Source organism: Edaphobacter aggregans DSM 19364 (assembly GCF_000745965.1).
GTDB classification, from domain to species: domain Bacteria; phylum Acidobacteriota; class Terriglobia; order Terriglobales; family Acidobacteriaceae; genus Edaphobacter; species Edaphobacter aggregans.
The window spans coordinates 17,073-39,267 of record NZ_JQKI01000056.1 but is presented as its reverse complement, the minus strand read 5'-3'; the positions used below and the strand labels follow the sequence as shown (position 1 = coordinate 39,267).

Sequence of the window (22,195 nt, the reverse complement as noted above, 5' to 3'; positions counted from 1 at the left end):
TTATTCCACGGCACTCCATCATAGTCCAGAAAAGTGAATAGCCTTGAGCCATACTTACCCATTCGTTCTTGGTACTTCGTTGCAATGGGCGACGAATATCTGGTCATCTCAACTGACTTTAGGAACCGATCTGCATCATTCCTGTGTTTGCGGAAATGTCGTCTCTTCAGACCATACTTATCAACCGTTTCGACGATTTTCCGCAGTAAATGAGCGAATCTCTGCGCTAATTGCTTAAATTCGTTGTCAAAGCTGTTGGCGAGCAAATCTTCGTTCATATCGCGTATAAGGTGTATTAGGCACTTCTGTTGGGGGCACTTTAGGGAGTCGTACCCGGTGAAGAAGTCAGAGATGAGAACGCCCTTGAATTCCTCAAGACGTGGTCCCAGGAATTGAGCCTTTCGTGAGTCCCGATACTCAAAGTAAACTGCATCCACGCTTGCAAATACCCAAACATACCCACTACACCCTCTCAATTTCACTTCAGTTTCGTCGATATGAAGGAGCGAGCCCTTCAATAGGTGAACAAAGATCTTTTCGTAGATAGGTTGAAGCGTTTCACGCAGCGATGACTTAAATCTGAAAAGTTCGGCTGTGGAATGTCAAGATCAAAAATGTCTTTCAGTGCTCGTCGGACCCTAAGCAAGTTCTGCCCACAGACCAAGTTATAGTTGTCGCTCGCCAAAATAGCGATCTGCCGTTAAATCAGGCAGATGGGTTGTGCGTCTAGTTTTGTGTCTCTGTGCCACTCGATCCCACGAGGACACGGCTTCCTGGCGTGAGCGGCAGGTTTAACGCTGCCTGCAACCAATAAAGGCCTGCCTTGACGTCGATCTCCCAAGGCACACTGAAGTCTTCCCAGGTTATCTGGTCTAGCCGATCCATTCGCGGCTTCGTGCCGACGGTTCAGTAGAAGGGTACGCCCTTCTCGATGGCTGCGCACGGTACGCACCGCGATGCAGCCGGCTGTGCAGATCCGGCTCTGCGCTTCAAAGAGCCAAAGCTGTCCCTTAATAGATCGATCGTGGCATGGTGGAGCAGAGCGGTGAACTTCATCTCCTTGTGTTCCCTTGCTGCTTGCCGCACACCCGCCAGTCCCTGTGACACACGTTCCCCGCTCTGTGTCGGGCGCGTGCTGGCCTGATGAGTGTTCTCCTTGATCAGCGGCCTTCCCTCCTCACTCACCGCCATCGACTGCTCGATTTTGTTCGAATGATTCATCGGTAATACGCCGCTGTCCGACTCCTCGGGGACGTTCATGCGAGCCTTGCGGCCTAAGCCTTCACCCGCCGTCCTGCTACTGGTTGGCAGCAGGCGTCTCCGAGGTCTCCCGGTTCTCGTGCATGATACTTCCAGGCGTGTCTGGGGTCTTCGACTACGCAGGACCGATGAGGGGCTCGCGATATCGCCCCCACCGTGTTGCCTTCCGCCAAGTCAAAAGCGTCAGCGTCCTGATTGCATCTTTTCGGAGCTCAATACCCAGCCCACCTGTACCCCTGTTTACGCTTCGCCGAACACCTCGCGGTGTGCAACGCAAAACTCGGGGCCGAGCGGTTCGCTACTCCTTTCTCGTAGGACTCTTTCATTCCCTGCTTCATGCCGGTTTATCCCGGCGCACTGACTCGGCGATTTATCACTCTTCGAGATTAAGGGCTGTGTGGAGGTCGGGTTGGCTCGGAGTGAACCCGTGGGTTCGCAAGATTAGAAAGCCTCTACGGAATTCACTCGGCGTCACATGCACGATTCGCTTGAAAGCTTTGCTGAACGTGGCGTCGGAGTCATAGCCTACAGATCTTGCCACCTCAACCACTTTGTTATCGCTTTTCTGTAACAACGTTGCGGCCTTCTGCATTCTCCAGGTCGTGAGATAATCCAGCGGCGTCTCCCCGACCATTTCCTTAAAGCGCACAGCGAAAGCGGAACGAGACATGCCACAGGCCGAGGCCAGCTTTTCAACCGTCCAGGCGGCGTCGAGTTTCTGATGCATCATTTTGAGAGCCACACCGATCTTCGGATCGAAGAACGCCCGAAGTAATCCTTTATTGCAGGCTCCCGATCTCGACTCGAGATGAGCACGCAGACACTGTACGAACAAGATGTCTGCAAGACGTTGCACAACGAGTCCCGAGCCCGGAGCCGGATTCGCCATCTCGGATGCAAGCATAGTCATAGTCGCGCGCAAGGCAAGAGTCTGCGGTTCATCAGATCGCGCCACAATGAGCGGAGGAAGCACGCGCCCAAGCGGTTTCAAGCTAGTTGCACAGAATTTGAACCATCCGAAAAGGATGGTGGTCGGGGCTCCTCCTCCGCCGTACTTGATTACTTGACTTCCATTCTCTGATGCGACTGAACAGAAGTTCTGGGCTCCCGTCCGCGGATTGTCCCGGACCGTGTACCGGCTATCCGGCGCAAACAGGAAGCAATCCCCGGCCGAAAGCGGAATTGGATCTGGTAAGCCGTCTGCGGTGAGCCAGCAGCTGCCGTTGGTCAGCATCCCGAAGTGAGCAAATCGAGTAGCAGAATGCCTCCCGTTCCCCACTTTGGCATTACCTTCGCGCTTCAGTCCCCACGGCGCACTGGCTTCCAGTCGGGCTTGAATCACGCTGACGATGTGCATGCTCTGAAAGACATCAGCGACCGCGTCCATTGCAAATCTCCCCTTTTGGACAGTTGGCCAAGCGATCTGGACTGAATGACAAGTCCCGTCGTCTGTTCCAGTCATCTCTTCTATTGGATGAATCCTGCTGACAGAGAGCGTCAAATGAAATTCGATCCCATTGCAATATGGCGAGGTTGAACTATGACTCAGAATGAAATTCGTGTCGGAATCGTTGGGGCAAACGCAGAAAAAAGCTGGGCGAAGGTGTCGCATGTTCCGGCGATCAAAGGTGTTCCCGGTCTTAGGCTCGCGGCTGTGGCGACTCGCAACGAGCGGAGCGCCCGGGAAGCGGCTCAGGCCTTCGGCGCCGAGCGCTGGTTGTCTGACCCCTTTGTGATGATCCAAGATGACCGGATTGATGTAGTAACGATCGCCGTCAAGGTGCCCGCGCACCGCGAACTCGTTCTGGCGGCGCTGGAGGCAGGCAAAGCGGTGTTCTGCGAGGCGCCCCTCGGACGCACCGTCGCGGAGGCTGAAGAGATGGCCAGAGCGGCAGGTTCACTTCATACCGCGATCGGATTGCAAGGTCGGTTGAATCCAGCCGTGCGCCGTGCAGCTCAGTTGATTTCTTCGGGAAAGATTGGACGTCCACTCAACGCCAGAATTGTCTCCACCAACATCGGTTTCGGGCCGGAGTTGCCTTCCAGCTATGACTATTTTAATAAAACATCTTCTGGCGCCAACCTGCTAACCATCAATGCGGGGCATACACTCGATTTGGTGGAAGCGGTCCTGGGGCCGATCATCGAGATAGACGCCCGAACCGAGATTCTCTGGCCCGCTGTCAAACTGACGGACACAGGCGAGGAGAGTTTGCGTGAAACTGCCGATCAGGTCGCCGTTCTTGGAAAGACGCAATCTGGTGCCGTATTCACCGCCGACATTTACGGTGGTGTAGCGCCGCAGGATACTCGCACCAGCTTCGAAATCAGAGGAACGGAGGCATGGCTCAGCCTCACCAGTGATCACCCCTACGGCTTCCAGGCTGGGGACCTCACGCTGAGATCGAACATCCCTTTCGTGACACCCGACGAGCCCGCGGTCGCTGGTGGCTTCATGGGCGCGGCGATCAACGTGGGAGAGGTCTACGCTCATCTGGTCCGCGATTTGAGTGAAGGCACCTACACTACACCCGGCTTTGACCACGCACTTCACAACGCTCGTCTCATCGAGGCTATAAGGCGTGCTGCCAAACGAGGCGAGCGGCAGAAGATCACAAGTGTGCAAGAAACAGATCTGCGAGAGGAGCTTCTTACAAATGCGCGCAATGGTTTTTGACCGCTGTGGTGGTCCCGACGTGTTGTGTTTGAGGAACGTGCCCGTTCCGGAGCCGCAAGATGGGGAAGTCTTGATCCGATCGGCTATGCGGGTGTCAATTCAGCCGACTCGAAATCTAGCGAATCCCGATCAGAACGGGCCCGGGAATCTCGAACGCCTTCTTGAGCGTTGGCCCGATTTGATCGGGTGCTTCGACCATGACCCGGCTGCCCCAAAAGCTTCCGGCGAGAGCAGCATGGCTCGCTGGGATTTTTAATGTGGATTCAAGGCGAAGATCGTTGGACGAGGAGCTAGCGAACCTCACGTTTTGACGACACTTCCACGACTGCGGTTGGCAGAGTGAAATGGAACGTCGCGCCCGCTCCCTCATTGGCAGTAACCCATACCCGCCCTCCGTGAGACTCCACGATCGAGCGGGTGATGGCCAAACCCATACCCGTACCTTGTGGTTTCGTCGTATAGAAGGCATCAAAAATCCGGTCAGTGCCTTCTGTGGGTAATCCTACGCCCGTATCGCTGACCGAAATCATTGGCTGACCTTTCTGGTCCAGTCGTGACGTAATCGTCAATTCGCCTCCCTTGTCTTTCATCGCCTCGATCGCATTGAGCATCAGGTTCATGAACACCTGTTGAAGCTGCACCCGGTCTGCCAGGATCTTCGGCATGTCTGCACCGACTTCGAATGGATCGATATCGAGTACCGAACTGCCTCGCTCCGCAGCAGGGCGACCATTACACGAACGATCTCATTGACGTCGACCATTTCGCGTTCAGGCGGCGTGCCCTTTTTGTAGAAGGACCGCAAATGGCTGATGACATCGGCTGCACGGTTTCCGTCCAGCTCAATTCTGATCGCTGCGGCGCGCGCCCTCCCCAGATCCGGAGGATCATGCGCAAGCCATCGCAAACAGGCGCTGGCGCTTGTAATTGCTTTGTCGTTTTCCGGTTGATGTGCGCGAGATCGGCCTCTAACTGGTGCAGCCTTTCGCGCTCTTCCTCGGCGCGTTTGCGCTCGGTGATGTCGGTCGAGCTGCCTATGAATTGGACCAAAGCTCCGTCAGCAGTCAGGACGGGATGACCAACTGTGTTGATCCATCTGACGATGCCGCCCGGCAAAACGATGCGGAACTCCTTCTCGTAATCGGTTTTTTCCAGGATTGCCCGTTCGATCGCCCCCTTCCACTTGAGTTGATCCTCTGGGTGGATGCGCTCAATCCACTTCTCCCATGTCGGTGGTCCATCAGTTGGATCCCAGCCGCAAAGGCGATAGAACTCCTCGGAGAGGTGTACTGCACTTCGATCCGCTACATTCCAGACCCAGCTGCCCGTGTGGGTCACCCTCTGCGCCGCGGCCAGATAGGCTTCGCTGCGCCGCAGGGCTTCCTCCGCGCGCTTGCGATCTTGAATGTCGGTCACCGCACCGTACCATTTCACGACCTTTCCTCGCTTGTCCCGCAGCGGCACGGCGCGGCTCAAAAACCACCGATACTCCCCGTCGGTGCGGCGCAAGCGCATCTCCTCCTCGAACGGCTCACCACTGGCAAAGCTCGCGCCCATTCGTCGTACACTTCGATCCAGATCTTCGGGATGAATTACAATTTTTTCGACTTCCTCCGCTTTTCCCAACTGCGACAGGCCGGTATACTCAACCCAGCGTCGATTCACAAATTGAACAGTCCCGTCGGGTCCAGCGATCCACGCCATCGCCGGAATGGTCTCAATGGCTTCGCGAAGTTTTCTTTCCTCCCGCCGCAATCGTTGCACTCGGAGTTGATATAACCCCAAAAGGAATGCCAGAAACGCAGCCACGCACAACAAGCGGAACCAAGTGGTCTGGTAGAAATCCGGCAGTATGGTGAAAGCCATGGTTGCGGGTGCGCCGGACCAGACGCCGTTCGTATCGGACGCCTCAACGCTGAAATGATAGGAGCCGGGAGGCAGGTTGCGATAGGTAACGGGAGTGGCAGCCGCCGCTTCGTGCCAGTCCTTGTCTGTTTCCTGCAGCTTGTAGCGGAATCGGATAGCCTCGGGATCGGAGAGGCTCACTGCGCTGTAGCTGATCTGCACGCTCGACGTGTGGCCTGGTAAAGAGAGGCGAGCGTCGGGCGCGTAGAATTTGTCGTCGGCAGAAATCGACTGGATGGTGATCGGAGGCGGCACTGTCCGTTTTTCAGAGTAAGCTGCTGGATCGAGCCACACCGCTCCGTTGCGCAACGCGAACCACAGTCGCCCATCGGTGCCCTCGATGGCGGTTGGCAACGGACGAAACTGGTTGGCCATCCCTGAAAGTCCCTCGCGTCTGCCGAAGTGCTCGCCCTTGACTCGATACGCCGAGTCTTTCAAAGCTTCGGAAATTTCCGCCTTACGGATATGGAAGATCCCTGAAATCGCGTTGAGCCATAAATCTCCCGCGGGTGTTTCCACGATTCCAGAGATTCCGCGCAGCCATTTGTCATCCACAGCGGCGATCTTGTGGAAGCGTCCCTGGTCAAACTGCTCCAGCCCAAATTCACCCCCGATCCAAATCTCTGATCCTCGTCCATAGATCGCCGTGATATTGCCCACTTGAAGATCATCGCTCGGACCGAATCGACGGACCCGATCGCCATCCAAAACCGCCAGCTGGCTCTTCGTATAGCCGAACCACACGCGGCCAAGGCTATCGGTGAACGCAATCATCATGCTCCCTGGCTTTGGGAGGTCGTCGCGGCCACCGTAAGGTGTCCAACTGCCATTAGCTAACCGGTATAAACCGTGGCGGCCGAAGGAGACCCATATTCCTCCTTGTTGATCCTCGGTAATCGTTTGCAGGAAGTCAGATTGGTTCACCATCTCCGGGGGAAGGTTCACGCGAACGAAATCGTCTCCGACAAGATGCCAAAGACAACCTTCCCCGGAGAACCAGAACGTCTTGTCAGGTGCGCGGTAGGCGAATGACGTTGTCACCTGCGGGAGACGACGCTCGGCTTTGCCGCCCAGGACATGATAAAGGTCCGCTTTGAAGTTAGCGCCACTACTGCCGAAACTGATCCATACCGCCCCATTGTCATCAGCAACCACGGCAAAATCCGAACTCTCCGATATTTCTTTCGGGAATTCCCGTCTGATCAACGGGGTGTAGAAGAATCGATGTATACCCCTGGTGTCTCCAAGCCAGATATTTCCTTCACGGTCCACCAACTCTGCATTCTGAAATGGGTTTACGTTATAGGTTTCAGAAATAGCTGGGGACGCTTTGTTCCGGACATCACGTAGGCTGTCTTTTAGAACGCGCATCACGACGGGCCTATCCCAGGGTGAGATCCAAACACTGTTGTTTCGATCAACAATTTGAAGGTTTTTTGTGACCGGGTAAGCAGGTAGCCTCTCATCAGAACCTTCGCCGGAGCCGGACACACGTGGCGCTACGGGCACGGTCAGGACGGTTCGATCCGGCTCCCACGTGAACGCGTCGACTGATAGATTGCTTGCAGCTGTTTTGAAGTGTCCGGTCCCCGGTATCAGGTAAATGAGGTCTTTCGTCGGGGCGTTAAGACCGCCCACCAAAGCCCAAAGTATCCCCTCTGAATCAAACCCAACCTGCGTAACGCGTTCGGCCGGAGCGTTCCACTCAACCCCGAGATGCTGCCACCTCGAATGGTCGAATCTCCATAGACCACTGGATGTGCCTGCCCATACAATTCCATCCCGATCCTGGGCAAAACCGTAAACACTTCCAATCCCGCTCGCATAATTGGTCACTCGCCCCTTATCCAGGAAACTGAAGCCTCCTAACGTGTAGCCGATCCAGAGGCCACCAGACGGCGGTGCGAACAAGGAGTACAGGTTGGTCGAGAGGAGCCGATCGCCAAACGGCGAGCTGAATGGTTCGAATCGCGTTCCATCAAAGCGAAATAATCCGTTGGGGCCGCCCAGCCATAGGAACCCGTCGTTGGTCTGTGCTAAACACGCCACGTCTGCGGGCGCTCCCTCTTTGAAGGTCCAGGAGTCGTGACCCACCTGCACGTTCACCGATGCCTGCGTTTGCCCGAGCGACGACGGACACCGAAAACAGGTAACGATCATTAAGACAACAAGCCAGCATAGCTGCGAGGCTGTGACACGGATTGAGTGTGCTGAGCGGTCGTCGTCTCCGACGGGAATAAAGGACCGCGCTCGTTGGTGTGTTTTCCACACAGCACCCACATTTTACTCGTAACCCACCATGGCTACAGTGAATACGAGCCTTCGGAGAACGCATCCGCGGCCGTAACCCAATGGGCTTCAGGCCGGCCACGAGTGAAGCGCTGAGTCCGCAACTGCAGGTTGCGCTCGCACCCTTGTTAAGCGCGCTTGAAGCAATGTAGTTAGCTTCGCTTACGCTCGATTACGGAGTGCGCGGCGGATAATCGGTCCGCTCAACGGACATCTGCTGAGACCTAGGAATGGAAGCGAAACTAATGAATTGGGATGGGGGAAGGGAATTGCGTCGGTCGTTCGTTCGATGGCTTCTTGTGCATTCGGCAAGGCGGCCGGTTTCGATATGCATCCGTCTGCGTGACATCTAAATGAGTGCTAAGGGCTTGTGGCTGTTGAAAAACTCATCTGCAGGATGAGGTTTCAAATTGCGTCGCGTCAGGATGCCCTACAAACGATTTTCTCGGGTCGCCTAGGCATTTCTATCCCCCAAAATCACGCCGTTTTGTTGGATATCGACTTTTTCAGCTACCTCTTGTCGCGGTCTATTTTGACCAAGCTATCGAAGAATTGCGCCTCCATCATTCAGCCACTGCTGCTGAGCGCTGTCAGCTGATGGGTTGAGCCAGACAGTTCGTTGCGCAGCGCGAATGCGGCGGCAAGGTCGTCCATACTTCGATCAGATCGTTGGACTCACTGGGAAGTGTTCCAAGCCGTCTGAGCATCTCTCGATATGCCTCAAAACGCTCGGCAGGACGTCCGTCAATATAGACTGCGGCGCTCATGCGGTGTCCTGCGCCACGAATCGCGCAGCCTCATACCAGAACGGCTTGCCAATCTCCGGAGTGCTGGGCACCGCCAGCTCCTGCACAGGCATGTACGGGCCGGAACTGTCGTAAACCGGAAGAGGGGGGTTTTCTTCCACGCGATCGCCATGGCGGGTAGGCGAAAGAGATATCTCGCGATAGGGCACGCGCAGATCAGAGCGGCTGCCGGATATGTACCGCTTGTACGAGGCAGGAAAGGGGGATGGCGTATGGATCGTAGCAAAGGTTGAGGCGGTTTTGAGCATTTGATCCTCTCGTTCTGAAATAGTTCTTAAGAGCTGCGGCCTGTCTGCAAGCCAGGATTGGCGGAGACTACTGTGCCTATTTCTTGGCTCCTTCCGCTTTCTCAAGTTCGGCGCTAGGGTCCCGAGTTAGGTCTCCCTTAAGAAAAGCCTCGGTTTCTGGCAAGGCAACGTGTAAGTCGTCAGTCCGTTGCAACTGAAGATGCAACCCGGAGCCGCTGCACCCAAGAACGTGGCCGCCCTGGGTACAGTCCTCCGATAAAAAGTGAAGGTGGTAGCCGGGGATATTCAGCGTCTTTGCATAAGCCGGTGTCCAGAAGCCCACCAACGTTCCTGAGACATTTTGAAACTTGAACTCAGGCTGAACCGCAGCCGCTTGGACGAGCGTGACCCCCTCTTCTACCTTGCAAACGGCGCGAGTGTGCATGGTGTCAAAATGCCCATCGACTCGTATCGAATAGAAGATATTGTCGGAATCTCGCAATTCGTCGAACTGCGCGAGCAGGTGATTGAAATCGGGGCACTGCTGAAGGTCAACGTGCGTGTCCGGAGCGAAGCGAGTGATTGCCGCAAAGGGAATCAGAAGATCATCGCCCACCTCCCGCACCGATCCGTCGCACCGCACCTGATAGACATGACCGTCGACGATCGCCATCTCCCCGTCAAGGCTCTCAAAGGTGCCTAGCCCGAGATCTCCATGCTCTCGCAGCGTTCCGATGCGTACCGCACCTTGATAGATGCCCTCGACCAAGGCCGTGGAGGTTGAGACTTGGTAAAGAGTGTGATGGGCGACGCCGAAATGAGTGGCAAGAGCGCTGCTAACTATATGGCTGACGGGATCGTTCGTCTCCTTCGATTGGCGTTGTAAGAGCTCCCATAGTCCAGCCGAAAGGGTGCAATTGAGTTGCGGCATTGTGATTTCGTCCTTTCTTCTTTGAGTAGCCAGAGCGCGAAGGCACGAATTGTCACGCCCTAAGCTGGTTGGAAATCAATTCCCAAATTGCAACTTACCTCTCACTTGTCAGAGCAGACTGTAGAGGAGGGGCTTGGGACTCAGTTTGTGGCGCGGCGTGGCCTGTCTCGCGCAGGAAGAACGAGAGCACGATAGCGACTGCGATTCCGAAAACAAGTGGCACGAGACCATGTTGAAATCCGCTAACTAAGCGTTTCGACTTGTCCAGGCGTGGGCTCCAACCTTCGCTCAAGAAGAGGCGACAACAACCCCGTTACCATGAAGCAAAGGAAGTTCATCGCTCCGGACGCAGAGCCCTTCACCTCAGGGGGATTTGCCTCCTTGATGACGGAGAATGGAATCATGGCGGCACCGGAGGAGATTCCAAGCACCAAAGCTATCGCATAACGCACTCCGAAGCCGGGCTCCACGTAGAGTGCGGCAAGAGCCGCTAGACCCATCACCACTGCTCCGCCAATTAGAACGGGCTTGCGGCGACCCATCCGGTCGGAGATGAATCCCAGCAATGGACAACCGATGATCCAGCCGATCGGGACCATGGAAGCAAAACTTGCGGAGTCCGACATACTCAGTTTCTCCCCCTGATGGAGAAACTGAGTCGCCCAAACCATGACGCCAATCGTGGTGGGCGCGAACAACAGTCCGCCAATCAATCCGCACAAGTAAGTCTGCGGATTCTCAAAAACTACCTGATAGGGGTGAATCAGGGCCTTCAGTGAAAACGGCGTTTTGGCATCCGTGACCCGCGGGAGCACGATCCAGAGCAGCACGGCGAGTACGCCGCCAAAGACTGCAAACGGAACCCAGACCGATTGCCAGGCCCAGCCTCGATCGATCATGACTGCGACCGGTTTCGATCCAACCGCGGCGCCTGCCATGCCTAACATCTGGGCCAAGCCGACGAACGTGGGCAAGCTCCTTGGAGGAAGAGACTTGGCGGCAACATAGACTGACCCGACAAAACCGAAGACCGCGCCGAGTCCCTGAACAGTAAATCCCAGTACGGCCTGGTGCTCATTCCCCGTAGCCAGTAGCAAACACAAGGCGCCCACAGAGGCGGCCGCAAAGGGAACGGTCTTCCGTGCTCCGTATCGATCCAGAAGCGATCCGGCAAGGAGGGCGGCAAAGGCGTACACCATGTAGTAGTACGCATTCATCATAGCTACGGGGTCGTTACCCCAAGTCGCTGCCATGGCTCCACGCATCACTCCCGGGGCGGATCGCACAGCATACTGGTAAAAGTAGAACAGCGCGCACAGAAACCAGCCCGATACGGCAGCCCAATAACCAACAGGCCGCGCCTTATTGCCAGTCTCGACTTTGTTCTCCTTGTTTCCTGCTACTAACATAATGTCTCCTCAAAAACATTCGCTTTGTTTATGACCAACGTCTGCTACGGAGCGGGTTGAATATGGAAAGCCGAATCGGCTTGATGCCGCGGTGTTCCTTCTCCGGGCCTCGCGGCGCAACGCCCGGAGAAGGAACCGCAGGTGCTGTTAGACCAGGACGTCGGGGTGCAGGCCCGTCGTCAGCTTGAGGTTGTCCCGGTAGTCGACCGGAATGCCGATAAGCACCGGGCCTTGCAGAGCCAGCGCTCTCTTCAGAGTGGGCACGATTTCGTCCGGCGTTTGAATGTGCATGCCATGAGCACCGAAGGCTTCGGCGTATTTCACGACATCCACCGGTCCAAAATCGACCGCGGCGGCACGCCCATATTTGGACATCTGCTGGAAGCGCACCATGTCATAGGAGCCGTCAATCCATACGATGTGAACTAGATTGCATTTCAGCCGTACAGCCGTTTCAAGCTCCATGGCCGAGAACAGGAACCCTCCGTCGCCGGAGAGCGAGATCACCTTCTCATTCGGTCGGACAAGAGAGGCTGCAATCGCCCAGGGCAGAGCCACACCAAGGGTCTGTTGTCCGTTCGTGATGAGAACCTGACGCGCACGGAAACTGTAAAGATAGCGGGCGAGCCAGATGTGAAAAGAACCCATATCGGAACACAGAGTCGTATCGTCGGTCAGCAACTTCTGCAGTTCGTGGACGAGGCGCAGGGGGTGAACGGGGGTACCGTTCATGTCTGCGGCCTTCTTAGCAAACTCTTCCCGCTCGAGCGCAATCTCCTTCAGGAAGGCCAATTCGGAAGTGAGGGTTCGTACTTTTAACTCCCCAGACAGCGCGTCCAGGGTGGCCGCAATGTCGCCAATCAATTGGATCTGCGGATGATAGTCACGGTCAATATCGGATGACACCGCGTCAATGTGGATCAACTTGCGGTTTAGGCCCTTGTTCCAGAGGCTTGGTTCGTACTCGACCGGATCGTATCCAACCGTGACGACCAGATCGGCGCCATCCAGAAGCTTGTCCGCAGGCTGGGTATGGAACAGGCCGATTCGTCCGCCGTAGAGATCGGATAACTCGCGCGACACAACTCCCGCGGCCTGATAGGTTCCTACCACGGGCAGCCTCGCCTTGCCTAGCAGTTTTCGCACCGCCTTAGTGTTTTCAGGTTGGCTCGCAAGCAGGCCGAGCAGCACCACCGGTCGCTCCGCGCCGTTGATCAACTCGGCGGCCTCTGCAATTGCAAAGGTATCCGCAGCTCCCGAATTTGTAGGTGATACCGGCGTCAACACCTCCCCATGCCCCTCTCCGACCATAATGTCCTGACGGGCATTGATGTATGCCGCGCCGGGACGTCCGGACTCGGCGATCCGAAATGCATTCGCCACGACTTCGTTGATCGTGTCTGCGCTCTCGATTTCGGCGCTGAACTTGGTGACAGGCCGCAGCAGAGCGACCTGGTCCATGGATTGATGCACCTGTTTCAAGGCTCTTTCAAGCGGCACGGCTCCTCCGATTGCTACTATCGGATCGCCTTCTGAGGTGGCCGTCGCTAAACCCGTCGCCAAATTTGCGACGCCCGGACCTGAGGTGACCAATACCACCCCGGCCTTACCTGTCATCCGGCCGATGCCACCAGCAATGAATGCGGCATTCTGTTCATGCCGGCAAACAATCGTCTGAATCGACGAGTCCAACAACGTGTCGAATACGCTGTCAATCTTTGCCCCCGGTATCCCGAAGATATGTTTTACCCCTTGCGCTTCCAGACTATCGACCAGGAGTCGAGCACCTGTTCGCACTGCAGCTTTTGTTACCGTTGTCGTACCCATTCACTTCTCCTTTTTTGTGGGAAAGATTTTCCGTTGGTTTCGTTTAATTACCTCAGAGGAACAGAGATAAGTTCTTAGCTTCGCTCCCTGTGAAGCGTCATATCGTTCATTTCAAAATTTGAAAATCACATCGAATGCGGCTGACAATTCGTTTTGTTTGTGGCCGGCCGAGCCGACGTGACCGTACGACGGCTGTGCGGCGAAATCACCCCGCAGTTCGGGCCGGAAACTGATCCAGCGCGTCGGCATCACGTTCACCCCAACAGTTGTTTCGCCAAATGTTCCGGGTACTCCCGTTCGTACGCCGTGTTGATCGTAAAACCACTCTCCCCGCGTATTCAGGTCAAGCATCTTGTCCAGATGAAAGGTGGTGATCGTATTGAAGCCGTGAGTGGCGGAGGTTGTCCGTCGGACGGCGGGGTCGTTGTCATCCCACGAACCGTTTACCTGGAATACCTGCGCTATGCGTGGAGACCAGTTATGCTTCACCTGAAGCTCGGCGACTATCTGCCATGAGCCGATATGCCCCGTTGTGGCGGGGACCGGTTCCGGGCCGGTATACACCGTCCCAATGATTGTCGTTTTTCTGGTGGCGCCAATCGGATACGTGAATTTCCCAATGTAGCTAGGAGCGCGGCCGCGGAGTTTAAAGATGGTGTTGTAGTTCATTACCACGCCACCCAGAAGATCAAATCGATCGGTTGCATGCCACGTTGCCGTCGCGGAAGTGCCTGCAACCTGAAAGTAGATCCAGAAATATGTCATCGAGTACAGTGGCCGGTAGGGCGCCATTAACGTCTCATACCCGATTGGGAGATTTTGCCTACCAAGCTGTAAGTCCACACCGCGCTTCGAGAGGACCGGCATGTGCAGAGCGAAATAGAGCTGCCGAAAGTCCGTTCCCAGGTGTTTGCCCTCTGGCCCGAAACTGTTCAGAGGGCGCAACAGAGCCGCATCGGATCCTGCATAAAAGTCGCTTCGAAAGCCCCATGACCATCCTTCCGGGGCGGGCACCCGATCAACGATGACCCATGCACCGTTAATCAGCCACTCGTTGCCGAAACGGTTAGGAGTGGGTGCGACCGCAAGCAAGCCATCGCCGGCTGACGAATACGTATATCCACCATCAACCCAACCATATAGGCGAATGCGCTCTCGCGTAAGCCAGCTAGTGAATTCGGTCTCGGGAAGACGAGATAGGAGCGGAGTTAGATCCTCGGGTTTGACCGGACCTAGAATACCGGAGTTGTCTGACTTATAGGCTATCGGTGGGGCATTAGCTGGATTCTCTGATTCCGTAGTGAGTAGCGCCAGATCGGCTGAGCCATCGAGTGGCTCTTGTTGCTGCGCTGGTGCCGACAACGCCACGAACGCAACTACTGCCTGGACGAGACTCCTGATCCAGATATTACGATATGCTACCAGCCACCGATGACACAGTGGCTTCGTGCAGTTGATCCTCTCATTGCCATCCACCAGCGCATGCACGATCTGCTGGCCGTTATCCTCAGTGAACGAGTTGAGTAACTCCCCGGTGGCCGGCTTCGCGGTATGGTGCAGCATTGTTAGTCCCCGTATAGTTAGCGTCTTCTTTTGTTACGACAACTGTGAAGGCATTCTGTCAGCCAAACCCCTCGCCTTTTGTTCCGTTGAAAAGACATCTGTTAGGTGGCAGCTGTAGCCCTGTGTTCAAGGAATTGGTGTCACCGTATTTACGCTGTCGAGTTATGGACAGGACCACAAATTACAAGCAGCCACGAAGAGGCCGCCATCAGGCCTACGAGAGGTGGCTGCGTAAATCACCAGGAATGGAAAGAGAAATCTTGTCGGCTGGGGCTAGCGGAGAAATGCCTGTTTCTGCGCGTTTAAGAAATGCCGAGCTTGTCTTTTGGCTGTCGGATCATAGGTTGAACACGCCGACCGCTGTGCAACCGCCAATCAGTAAAGGCTGCTTCTCTGTCGATTGAGTGCTGATGAAGAAACTCGGAATCGTCCGAAGTCTCAATGCAAAGCTAGACCGAGTTGGTATGCGACGGATCGAAATCACGAAGTTATTGTGCTGAAAGACACGGGTTCCCTGCGAACCTCTCACAGCTAGTTCGCACTGCTTCCTATGTTTGGAAAGGAGATTTGGCTTTGCAGAGATCTGACCAGGCTTTCTGCGGTGCGGGAAAGAGCAAGGAAAGTCTTCAGGTCAATTGCGATCGATTGTTGAGGGTACTCCGAACAGCAGGTCCGAACCACCTTTTCTAAACGCTCCAATGCATCTTCGATGCCGTGATCGTCCGGCGGTGCCTCCTCCTCCATTCGGTCTGCCATCCGATCCAGTAATACGGCTAACCGACCGTCAAACTCCAGTTGGGAAGCACGCACACGCTTCGGTAGCTCGAATCCTGTGAGTTGAAGGCGATATTTGAAGAGTGTGACTCGTGTCAGGAATAGCATCCGCAGTTGTGGTTGCCACTCCCGAATTTGCTTGCGCAACATGAGATCCTGCTGGCGGGTCGGACCGAATTCGAAGAGCAGTCCGTCTGCCAGACTCGTGACCTTATCAAAGTTTGAGTTGATCGTCTCTCGAAGAAAATAGCTGCATTCGATTGCACTCCTTCCCCCTTTTGAAAGAGGCTGCCTTTCAAATTCCGCCAGCCACCGTAAGTTGGAAATGAACACTTTCTTAATTTCCACTGACGCGAGCGTGCCCCAGAGTTGGTCGAACACAAACCACATTGCACAGAGGCCCAAGAGGATGCCAACCACGCGATCTCTTGCTACGCCAAGTGAGATCTGTTCTCTGAATTCTTGCAGGTTGATGAGATAGAAGGCGACGAGAATCTGCACGCCGAAATAGGCCAATCGAGGGCTCGACGTTGCAAACCAGGCGCCTACAGCGCTAACCGCGATGAAAAGGACCGTAAATCCGGCGATTGAGTCTAGATATGGAAGAATTACAATCTGGGCCCCCATCCCGAAGAGGAAGCCACCCACGATCGCGCCTGCGAATCGCAGCACCTGCTTCTGACGAGAAAAGCCAACCGTGGATAGCGCGGTCAACAAACAGGTTGTGACCGCTGTACTGATACCGGGCCAAGCAAGGGCGTTGTAGGTGATATAACAAAGGCTCGCCGCAAGGCCGCCTTTTAACCCAAACTTCACATGGTCCAAGTTGGAGAAAGCATCCGGAACAAGCAGTGTTGATGTCCGCTTGTCGTCGGATGGCGAGATCCCGAGTTCACTCGTAGACCCAGCACCGGAGAAGACTGCTGGGATGAGCAATACGGTCTTCTCCATCTCCCGCAATAGCAGAACTCCACCACCCGAAGGTTCGCTTGCATCCTTTAGCTCAATCGCGCCTGGAGCTTTTCCGCTCAGCAGTTCGGCACGAATGCTGCCAATGCTCGCGGCCAAGGCCCGCATTCTCTGCCGGTCATCACCACCTATCTGAATACCGATATGAGTCAGACTTGCAGCAATATCGACAAGTCTTCCAACCAGCGCCACAACCGCGCCAATCTGCTCCATGTAATCGCGCGGATAGTTGGATGTAAGCAGAGTGCGCCGCAATCTTGATGTCCCGAGCATCGCAAGCCGCGAGAGCTTGTCTGCCGTAGCCTGGTCGACTGCTCCGCCTGTCCCATAACAGACGAGTGCGGCTTCGACGGAAGTCAGCCGGTCAGCGATGGATCGCAGAAGATCATTCCCGGGCCTTGTCGCTTCAAAGAACAGCTCGACGACCACTGCGATCGCGCAGCTAATCGTCAGAGCGAAGACCGCCCAGAGTGTTGCTTCCAGCCTCTGCTCGCCGGAGATGTGTTCATCCCAGAGGGGAACAGTCAGTACGATCAGATACCCGATATCCACCGCCGATACGAAGGTGGACATGGCGCTCATCGCATAGAACGTGAGGAACATCGTTCCAATCACCCAAAGCAGGCGCAGCGGTGGATCGTCCACAAAGAACGTCGCACCGATCAATACATAGATAGCTCCGAGAGAATACGAGGCGATTCTCGTTACAGCTGTCTTCAAGGTTATCTGTGTGCTTTCGCGTGAAATCGCAACTGCATAGATCGCACAATACGCGCCATAGGGAAGGCGAAACGTCATGGTAATGAGCATGGCGAGAGTCGCAGCCAAGACCATGCGCCCCACCAACGCGGCTCTTCCTGGATAGGGAATGAGTTCCTCTTTAAGAAACGCGCAATACGAGGTCAGCGGTTTGGGCGACTCCTGTACAGATTGTGCGAAGGTAGCCATATATTATTTCCCGCGAATGACGACAACCGCCGACTCGCCTACTCGAAACAATCCAGGAGGAGGGTTACTGACGCGAACACGGACCGGAAATCGCGATGCCAGATGCACCCAATTGAGCGTTCGCTGTGCGTCAGGAAGCCCCGGCTCCAAGCGGCCAAAGACATCAGGATCCGGAGTTGTACCGAAGCCTATACTGTCCACGATCCCGGAAAGGCGAATGTTCGGCTTCGACGGTAGAAAGACATCTGCTCGCATGCCAGGCTCGATATGCTGCAGCGTAGCCTCGCGAAAATTGCCTATCGCCCACCATGTACGCGCGTCGATGAGTGTGAACACCTGCTGGCCTATGTGCGCGTAGGCGCCCTCCGAGATCGTAAGGTTGGTCACACGCGTATCGAACGGTGCATAGACCCGGCAATTACTGAGATTGTAGCGGGCAGTTTCTACTGCCGATGTGCGGGCGCCACGCTGGTTGATAAGCGGTTCGAGCGTGGTCACGGCATGTATGGATTGCTCATGCTGGGCGTGGCTTTCTTCCAGAACCGCCTTGGAGTGTTCGTACTGCGCTAAGGTCGATTTCAATCCTGCCTGCGAGAGCAGCAATTGCGACTGCGCTTGCTTCAGGGCTTCTGCCTGAGCAACCTCCGATGTTCGCGCTCTGTCGACTTGGTCTACCGTGACGAACTGTTTTGCCAGCAGGGGCTCAATCCTGTGCAAATTGTTGTTTGCGTATGTCCACTCTGCTCTGGCCCGGTTCACGCCCTGCTCTGCGTTTGTGACGTCTGCACGGGCCTGATCGATAACCGCAGCCCACCGGTCGATGTCGGCTTGCGAGCTATGGATATTAGCCTGTGAAATAGAAACGCCGCTTACCAGTGCCGCGATCTTTCGTTGCTCGTCCTCAATTTGTCCTTCGAGGGCAGCTTGATCAGACAGGGCTCTTTCGAGAGCGTATTTGTAGGGTCGGTCATCGATTTCGAATAACAGCTCGCCTTTCTTCACGAACTCGTTGTCGCGCACGTTCAGCCGGGTGATCGGTCCTTCTACTTGCGATGCGATACCAATAAAATTCGCAAAAACCTCGGCATCATCGGTTCGTGGATAGTAGGTCGACCTGCAGAGCACTCCGAGACCCAAAGCAACAGCAACTACCACAATGCCAATACTGATCAGACGACTAAGCCGCTCTCTAACCATCGAATTTGACTCCATCTTCATATCGTGCCTCTCTAGCGAAAGAAAATAAGCCACAATGCGAATGCAAAAGCGGCGGTCAGGCTTGGATAAATCAAAATCTGAGGAGCGACCGCAACGCGTAAGTGCTGGAAAAGCCATCGGGCGAGAACTGTGAGCAGAATTGACATAGCTAGGCAAAATAACCATGCCGGGAAGACCGAACCCACCACGTCAAAGGTTGGAGCCCGTTCGCAACCCGCAAGCAGAAGCGAAGTAAACATTAAGCCGTACTTCATAGTGCGATTGCCTCGACGGCAGTTCATGGCTTGGGTCTCCCGGCGCTCGATTGCATTAGATCTCCAGTCTCGAAGACCAGATCTGACAGACTGGAAAGAACTTGTGCACGCGCCAACACATCAGCCGAGCGGGCACGTGCCAGTGTTGCCTGGGCGGCCGTTACGTCCAGTAAGTTGCGGACACCATCGTTGTAGGATTCCAATGCGGAGGAATACGATTGATCGGCCGCGCTGAGAAGAGCGGCAGCAGCTTGCCGTTGACCAAGCGCGGTCTCCAAATTGGAATAGCCTTTCCAGACCTCGTCCGCAATTGTGTCTTGAATAACGTTCACTCTTGCTTCAGCCACGCGCAGGTTAGCTTGCGCCTGTGCCAGATGACTTTTTCGTGCACCGCCATCAAACAAAGTCCAGTTCAGTTTCAACTGCAGCTCCCCAGTCAGATCCGCCGGGTGGGCCCAGGGGAGCTGTTGCTGCAAGCCATACAGCGACTGCGCGTTGGGAGTAACTCTGGCAGAAAGGACAGGATAATAAGCCGCGCGTGCCTCTTTAACGCTTGCGTTTGCTTTTCGAACTTCGGCCACTTGCTGCATAAGGTCAGGCCGTTGTGCGAATGCGCGATCCATCGCCTGATCGACGGAATCGCCGATTGATTCCGGAATAACCAGTTGGTCGATGGGCTGAACTCGAATCGCGTCGGTGGGGCGTGTTCCCAACGCCGTTGCCAAATCCCCTCGAGTGTTTTTCTCAACTCCAAGAGCCGCTTGCAGATCGTATTGCGCTTGCGCGGCTGCGCTTCGCGCTTCCAATACGTCCGGCAAGGTCGCAAGACCGTTCTTCAGACGATCCTCCGCTGCTTGCTGTACGGCTTGAGCATTCTTCAAACTTGCTCGAGCTGCCTCTACCTGACCATTCGCGTTGAGCAATCGATCGTAGGCTTCGGTTACGTCATAGATGATTTTTCGATGTGTGTCGTTAAACGCAAAGTTGGCTGCGAGTAGATCTGATTGTGCCGCCGCAATGCGGCCGGCACGCCCTCCAAAGTCGAATATTGTGTAATTCAGATCTAAGGCTCCACCAAAAGACTGAACAGTCTGGCGATTAAACTGATTCCCGAAAAGGACTTCCGAACGATTTGTCTGGGAGAGCGCCACAGCCGCGAGCGTCGGGTACAGTTCGCTGCGTGCCACGCCGAGAGCTGCCATCTGAGCACGGGCCGTCTGCCACGCAACACGAGTTGCCGGATTGTGTTCCTCGGCCAAGTTCACAAGCTCCGCTAATGTGTAAGTTCTGTCCGGTTCAATACTGAATCTGTACTCCAGAAACGGCTTTGCAGAGTTTTCGATTTCCCGCTCTCCGACGAAATGGGAAGGATGGTCGGGTAAGGCCGGAGCACTCTGGGCAAACACACCTCTGGTAAGAAGAAGGAAGAAGAGCGAAACTGTAGTCCAAATGCTCATTCAACTCCGTAGTAATGATTTGCCTCAGTAAAGAAGGCGAAACCTTCCAACGAAAACGGCATTCCGATGACGGCGCCTGCATACTGCATGAACCGCGGCCACAGGAGACCGAGTTCAAAGGACAGGGCGGTGCCGGAGATAGCGCCGACGGCGAAGAGGATGGTTGTCCCCTTCGCCCAGCGCTTCGCCAGTAAGAGGTAGGCCGGATCGCCGGTCGACCTCCACCGCCATTCGGAGATTGTCATCATCAAGGGCAACGAAACACCAATCGTCGCGAAGATGATGTGGAACGCCAAAGATATCGCCATCTGGGAACGGGCTGCGATCAAATTATCCATTTGCCAAATCCTTTGTCTTCGGGTGCGTTCTGGGTCGCAGCATCATGGCACCAGTACCCCTTTTCGGTCCGCGGCCTCATTTCCAATCGGGATGTCCTCGTGCCGCACACTCCAGGTGGGTTGTAGTCTGCGCTCCGACAACAAATGAAGCATAGAGATAGAGCCCGCGACCGCTAGTGCTATGGGGAACAGAAAATCGTGACCGACGCGAGTCAACTCAAGAGTCAGAACGATCGCCGTAAGGGGCATCTTCATGGACGAGGCCAGGAACGCTGCACTTCCGACTATGGCGAACGCACCAAATGGGACAAAGGGCCATGCATGATTCCATAGTCCGCCGAGAACGCAAGCAAGCAAGCCGCCAAGAGCCAGGCCGGGAGTTAGCAAGCCGCCTGCCGCACCCGCGCGCAGAGCGCCGAGTGTGACCAGCAGCTTCAGCATGAACAGAGTTGCCGCAAGCGCGACTCCGAGATCGCTGTCAAAGCCTGCCTGTGCAAGCCCCTTCCCGTTGCCGAGCAGTTGCGGAAACGGGATCGCCAGCAAACCGATTGCGGGAAACACTAACGCAGACCATACGAGGAGGCGCCAGTCTCGAGGAGCACGCGCACGAACTGCTCCAGCAGCGCGCACAAACCAGTACGCCGAAAAGCCAAACACGGGACCTGAGACTGCCGACCACGCGATCAATGAGGGAGAGGCCTCAAAATGCGGCACGGAGTACTGCGTTACGTTGCCCAATCCGATCCATGCGACCATGGCTGCAATGACGGACGTTGCGAGGGCCGGAATCAGAGCTGACAAACCAAGCGTTCCAAGCAAGACTTCAAGAGTAAAAGGAGCTCCTCCTAATGGGACGTTGTAGACGGCGGCGAGTCCGGCCCCTGCGCCACAGGCAATCATGATGCGGCGTTTCTCCGCGTCCAAGCCCGCGCGATCGGAGACCGTGGTCGCAAGTACTGCGCCGAGCTCGCGCGGTGCAACTTCCCTCCCAAGAGGCGAACCGAGGGCCACCGTGATGATCTGAAGGAGGTCGTGACAGATGGTAGATAGAAGCGGCATGCGTGGTCCGTTGTCCCTGACCGCCTTGCCGATGGAGACCAGAGGCCTGCCGAGGCGATAAAGTGCCCACCAGCCGATCCCACCCACAGTTGCGCAAGCGCATAACGCTGCTAAGCGCCGCACTGGAGAAGCAGCACTGACTCCTTCGAGAAAACTCTCATGGCTGATGATTGAATGGAGGCTGTACCCATATGCGACGTGCTGAATGAGATGCAGGAGTAGGCCAAGTGCCATTCCGCCAAGGCCAGAGGCCATTCCGACCGCCACCGTTAGGGCCGGCAGAG

Annotated in this window: 17 protein-coding genes; 1 reads left to right on the top strand and 16 read right to left on the bottom strand. The window is 55.5% G+C overall.

All coding sequences use genetic code 11. The features are described 5' to 3' along the window. The 3 genes from Q363_RS19595 to Q363_RS19585 form a co-directional block, all read right to left on the bottom strand. Positions 1-518: IS66 family transposase (locus Q363_RS19595; RefSeq protein ID WP_245632334.1), on the bottom strand; the 518-nt coding region annotated here is incomplete at its 3' end. Positions 519-906: 388 nt separating this feature from the next. Continuing rightward, the gene (locus Q363_RS19590; protein ID WP_035353710.1) at positions 907-1,260 is read right to left on the bottom strand and encodes a hypothetical protein; all 354 of its coding nucleotides are present in this window, start codon (positions 1,258-1,260) and stop codon (positions 907-909) included. A 373-nt stretch (positions 1,261-1,633) separates the two neighbouring features. Next, on the bottom strand, positions 1,634-2,722 hold the full coding sequence (locus Q363_RS19585; protein WP_245632333.1) for an AraC family transcriptional regulator: 1,089 nt from the start codon (positions 2,720-2,722) through the stop codon (positions 1,634-1,636). 78 nt (positions 2,723-2,800) lie between these two features. On the opposite strand from Q363_RS19585, the gene Q363_RS19580 reads away from it, so the two are divergent. Further along, positions 2,801-3,937, top strand: a complete 1,137-nt coding sequence (locus Q363_RS19580; protein WP_051979026.1) for a Gfo/Idh/MocA family protein — start codon at positions 2,801-2,803, stop codon at positions 3,935-3,937. Between the two features lie 290 nt (positions 3,938-4,227). Here the strand turns inward: Q363_RS19580 and Q363_RS36390 are convergent, their stop codons facing one another. The 13 genes from Q363_RS36390 to Q363_RS19515 all read right to left on the bottom strand — a co-directional run bounded on the left by Q363_RS36390 (position 4,228) and on the right by Q363_RS19515 (position 22,166). Then, the gene (locus tag Q363_RS36390; RefSeq protein WP_051979025.1) at positions 4,228-4,602 is read right to left on the bottom strand and encodes a sensor histidine kinase; all 375 of its coding nucleotides are present in this window, start codon (positions 4,600-4,602) and stop codon (positions 4,228-4,230) included. A 67-nt stretch (positions 4,603-4,669) separates the two neighbouring features. Beyond that, positions 4,670-7,891, bottom strand: coding sequence for a PAS domain-containing protein (locus tag Q363_RS36385; protein ID WP_169747047.1), 3,222 nt, complete (start codon positions 7,889-7,891; stop codon positions 4,670-4,672). Positions 7,892-8,894: 1,003 nt separating this feature from the next. Further along, complete coding sequence (locus tag Q363_RS19565) at positions 8,895-9,185, bottom strand: hypothetical protein (RefSeq protein WP_035353707.1); 291 nt, start codon at positions 9,183-9,185, stop codon at positions 8,895-8,897. 76 nt (positions 9,186-9,261) lie between these two features. Continuing rightward, complete coding sequence (gene budA, locus Q363_RS19560; RefSeq protein WP_035353706.1) at positions 9,262-10,095, bottom strand: acetolactate decarboxylase; 834 nt, start codon at positions 10,093-10,095, stop codon at positions 9,262-9,264. A 242-nt stretch (positions 10,096-10,337) separates the two neighbouring features. Beyond that, positions 10,338-11,504: an MFS transporter gene (locus tag Q363_RS19555; protein WP_051979023.1), complete on the bottom strand. Its 1,167-nt coding sequence runs from the start codon at positions 11,502-11,504 to the stop codon at positions 10,338-10,340. Positions 11,505-11,651: 147 nt separating this feature from the next. Continuing rightward, entirely contained in the window at positions 11,652-13,331 is a 1,680-nt protein-coding gene (gene alsS, locus Q363_RS19550; protein ID WP_035353704.1) for an acetolactate synthase AlsS, read from the bottom strand. Between the two features lie 111 nt (positions 13,332-13,442). Beyond that, complete coding sequence (locus tag Q363_RS19545) at positions 13,443-14,894, bottom strand: outer membrane beta-barrel protein (RefSeq protein ID WP_035353701.1); 1,452 nt, start codon at positions 14,892-14,894, stop codon at positions 13,443-13,445. A gap of 531 nt (positions 14,895-15,425) precedes the next feature. Continuing rightward, on the bottom strand, positions 15,426-17,585 hold the full coding sequence (locus Q363_RS19540) for an FUSC family protein (protein WP_035353698.1): 2,160 nt from the start codon (positions 17,583-17,585) through the stop codon (positions 15,426-15,428). A gap of 3 nt (positions 17,586-17,588) precedes the next feature. Then, entirely contained in the window at positions 17,589-18,803 is a 1,215-nt protein-coding gene (locus Q363_RS19535; RefSeq protein ID WP_035353695.1) for an efflux RND transporter periplasmic adaptor subunit, read from the bottom strand. Between the two features lie 11 nt (positions 18,804-18,814). Next, the gene (locus tag Q363_RS46510; RefSeq protein WP_064742677.1) at positions 18,815-19,042 is read right to left on the bottom strand and encodes a YtcA family lipoprotein; all 228 of its coding nucleotides are present in this window, start codon (positions 19,040-19,042) and stop codon (positions 18,815-18,817) included. A gap of 38 nt (positions 19,043-19,080) precedes the next feature. Beyond that, positions 19,081-20,514: a TolC family protein gene (locus Q363_RS19525; protein ID WP_064742675.1), complete on the bottom strand. Its 1,434-nt coding sequence runs from the start codon at positions 20,512-20,514 to the stop codon at positions 19,081-19,083. After that, a complete protein-coding gene (locus Q363_RS19520) occupies positions 20,511-20,852 on the bottom strand; it encodes a cytochrome ubiquinol oxidase subunit I (protein ID WP_035353689.1) in 342 nt (113 codons plus the stop codon). Before Q363_RS19520 ends, Q363_RS19525 begins: the two co-directional genes overlap by 4 nt. 42 nt (positions 20,853-20,894) lie before the next feature. Beyond that, positions 20,895-22,166, bottom strand: coding sequence for a chloride channel protein (locus Q363_RS19515; protein WP_211256260.1), 1,272 nt, complete (start codon positions 22,164-22,166; stop codon positions 20,895-20,897). Positions 22,167-22,195 lie beyond the last annotated feature (29 nt).

What these genes read in the sequence shown, in the direction of transcription:
- Q363_RS19590 (WP_035353710.1), bottom strand. Translation starts at nt 1,260, where the DNA reads ATGAACGTCCCCGAGGAGTCGGACAGCGGCGTATTACCGATGAATCAT.
- Q363_RS19535 (WP_035353695.1), bottom strand. Translation starts at nt 18,803, where the DNA reads ATGAAGATGGAGTCAAATTCGATGGTTAGAGAGCGGCTTAGTCGTCTG.
- Q363_RS46510 (WP_064742677.1), bottom strand. Translation starts at nt 19,042, where the DNA reads ATGTTTACTTCGCTTCTGCTTGCGGGTTGCGAACGGGCTCCAACCTTT.
- Q363_RS19515 (WP_211256260.1), bottom strand. Translation starts at nt 22,166, where the DNA reads ATGGCCTCTGGCCTTGGCGGAATGGCACTTGGCCTACTCCTGCATCTC.
- Q363_RS19555 (WP_051979023.1), bottom strand. Translation starts at nt 11,504, where the DNA reads ATGTTAGTAGCAGGAAACAAGGAGAACAAAGTCGAGACTGGCAATAAG.
- Q363_RS36390 (WP_051979025.1), bottom strand. Translation starts at nt 4,602, where the DNA reads ATGCCGAAGATCCTGGCAGACCGGGTGCAGCTTCAACAGGTGTTCATG.
- Q363_RS19585 (WP_245632333.1), bottom strand. Translation starts at nt 2,722, where the DNA reads ATGACTGGAACAGACGACGGGACTTGTCATTCAGTCCAGATCGCTTGG.
- alsS (WP_035353704.1), bottom strand. Translation starts at nt 13,331, where the DNA reads ATGGGTACGACAACGGTAACAAAAGCTGCAGTGCGAACAGGTGCTCGA.
- Q363_RS19565 (WP_035353707.1), bottom strand. Translation starts at nt 9,185, where the DNA reads ATGCTCAAAACCGCCTCAACCTTTGCTACGATCCATACGCCATCCCCC.
- Q363_RS19540 (WP_035353698.1), bottom strand. Translation starts at nt 17,585, where the DNA reads ATGGCTACCTTCGCACAATCTGTACAGGAGTCGCCCAAACCGCTGACC.
- Q363_RS19525 (WP_064742675.1), bottom strand. Translation starts at nt 20,514, where the DNA reads ATGAGCATTTGGACTACAGTTTCGCTCTTCTTCCTTCTTCTTACCAGA.
- Q363_RS19520 (WP_035353689.1), bottom strand. Translation starts at nt 20,852, where the DNA reads ATGGATAATTTGATCGCAGCCCGTTCCCAGATGGCGATATCTTTGGCG.
- Q363_RS19580 (WP_051979026.1), top strand. Translation starts at nt 2,801, where the DNA reads ATGACTCAGAATGAAATTCGTGTCGGAATCGTTGGGGCAAACGCAGAA.
- budA (WP_035353706.1), bottom strand. Translation starts at nt 10,095, where the DNA reads ATGCCGCAACTCAATTGCACCCTTTCGGCTGGACTATGGGAGCTCTTA.
- Q363_RS19545 (WP_035353701.1), bottom strand. Translation starts at nt 14,894, where the DNA reads ATGCTGCACCATACCGCGAAGCCGGCCACCGGGGAGTTACTCAACTCG.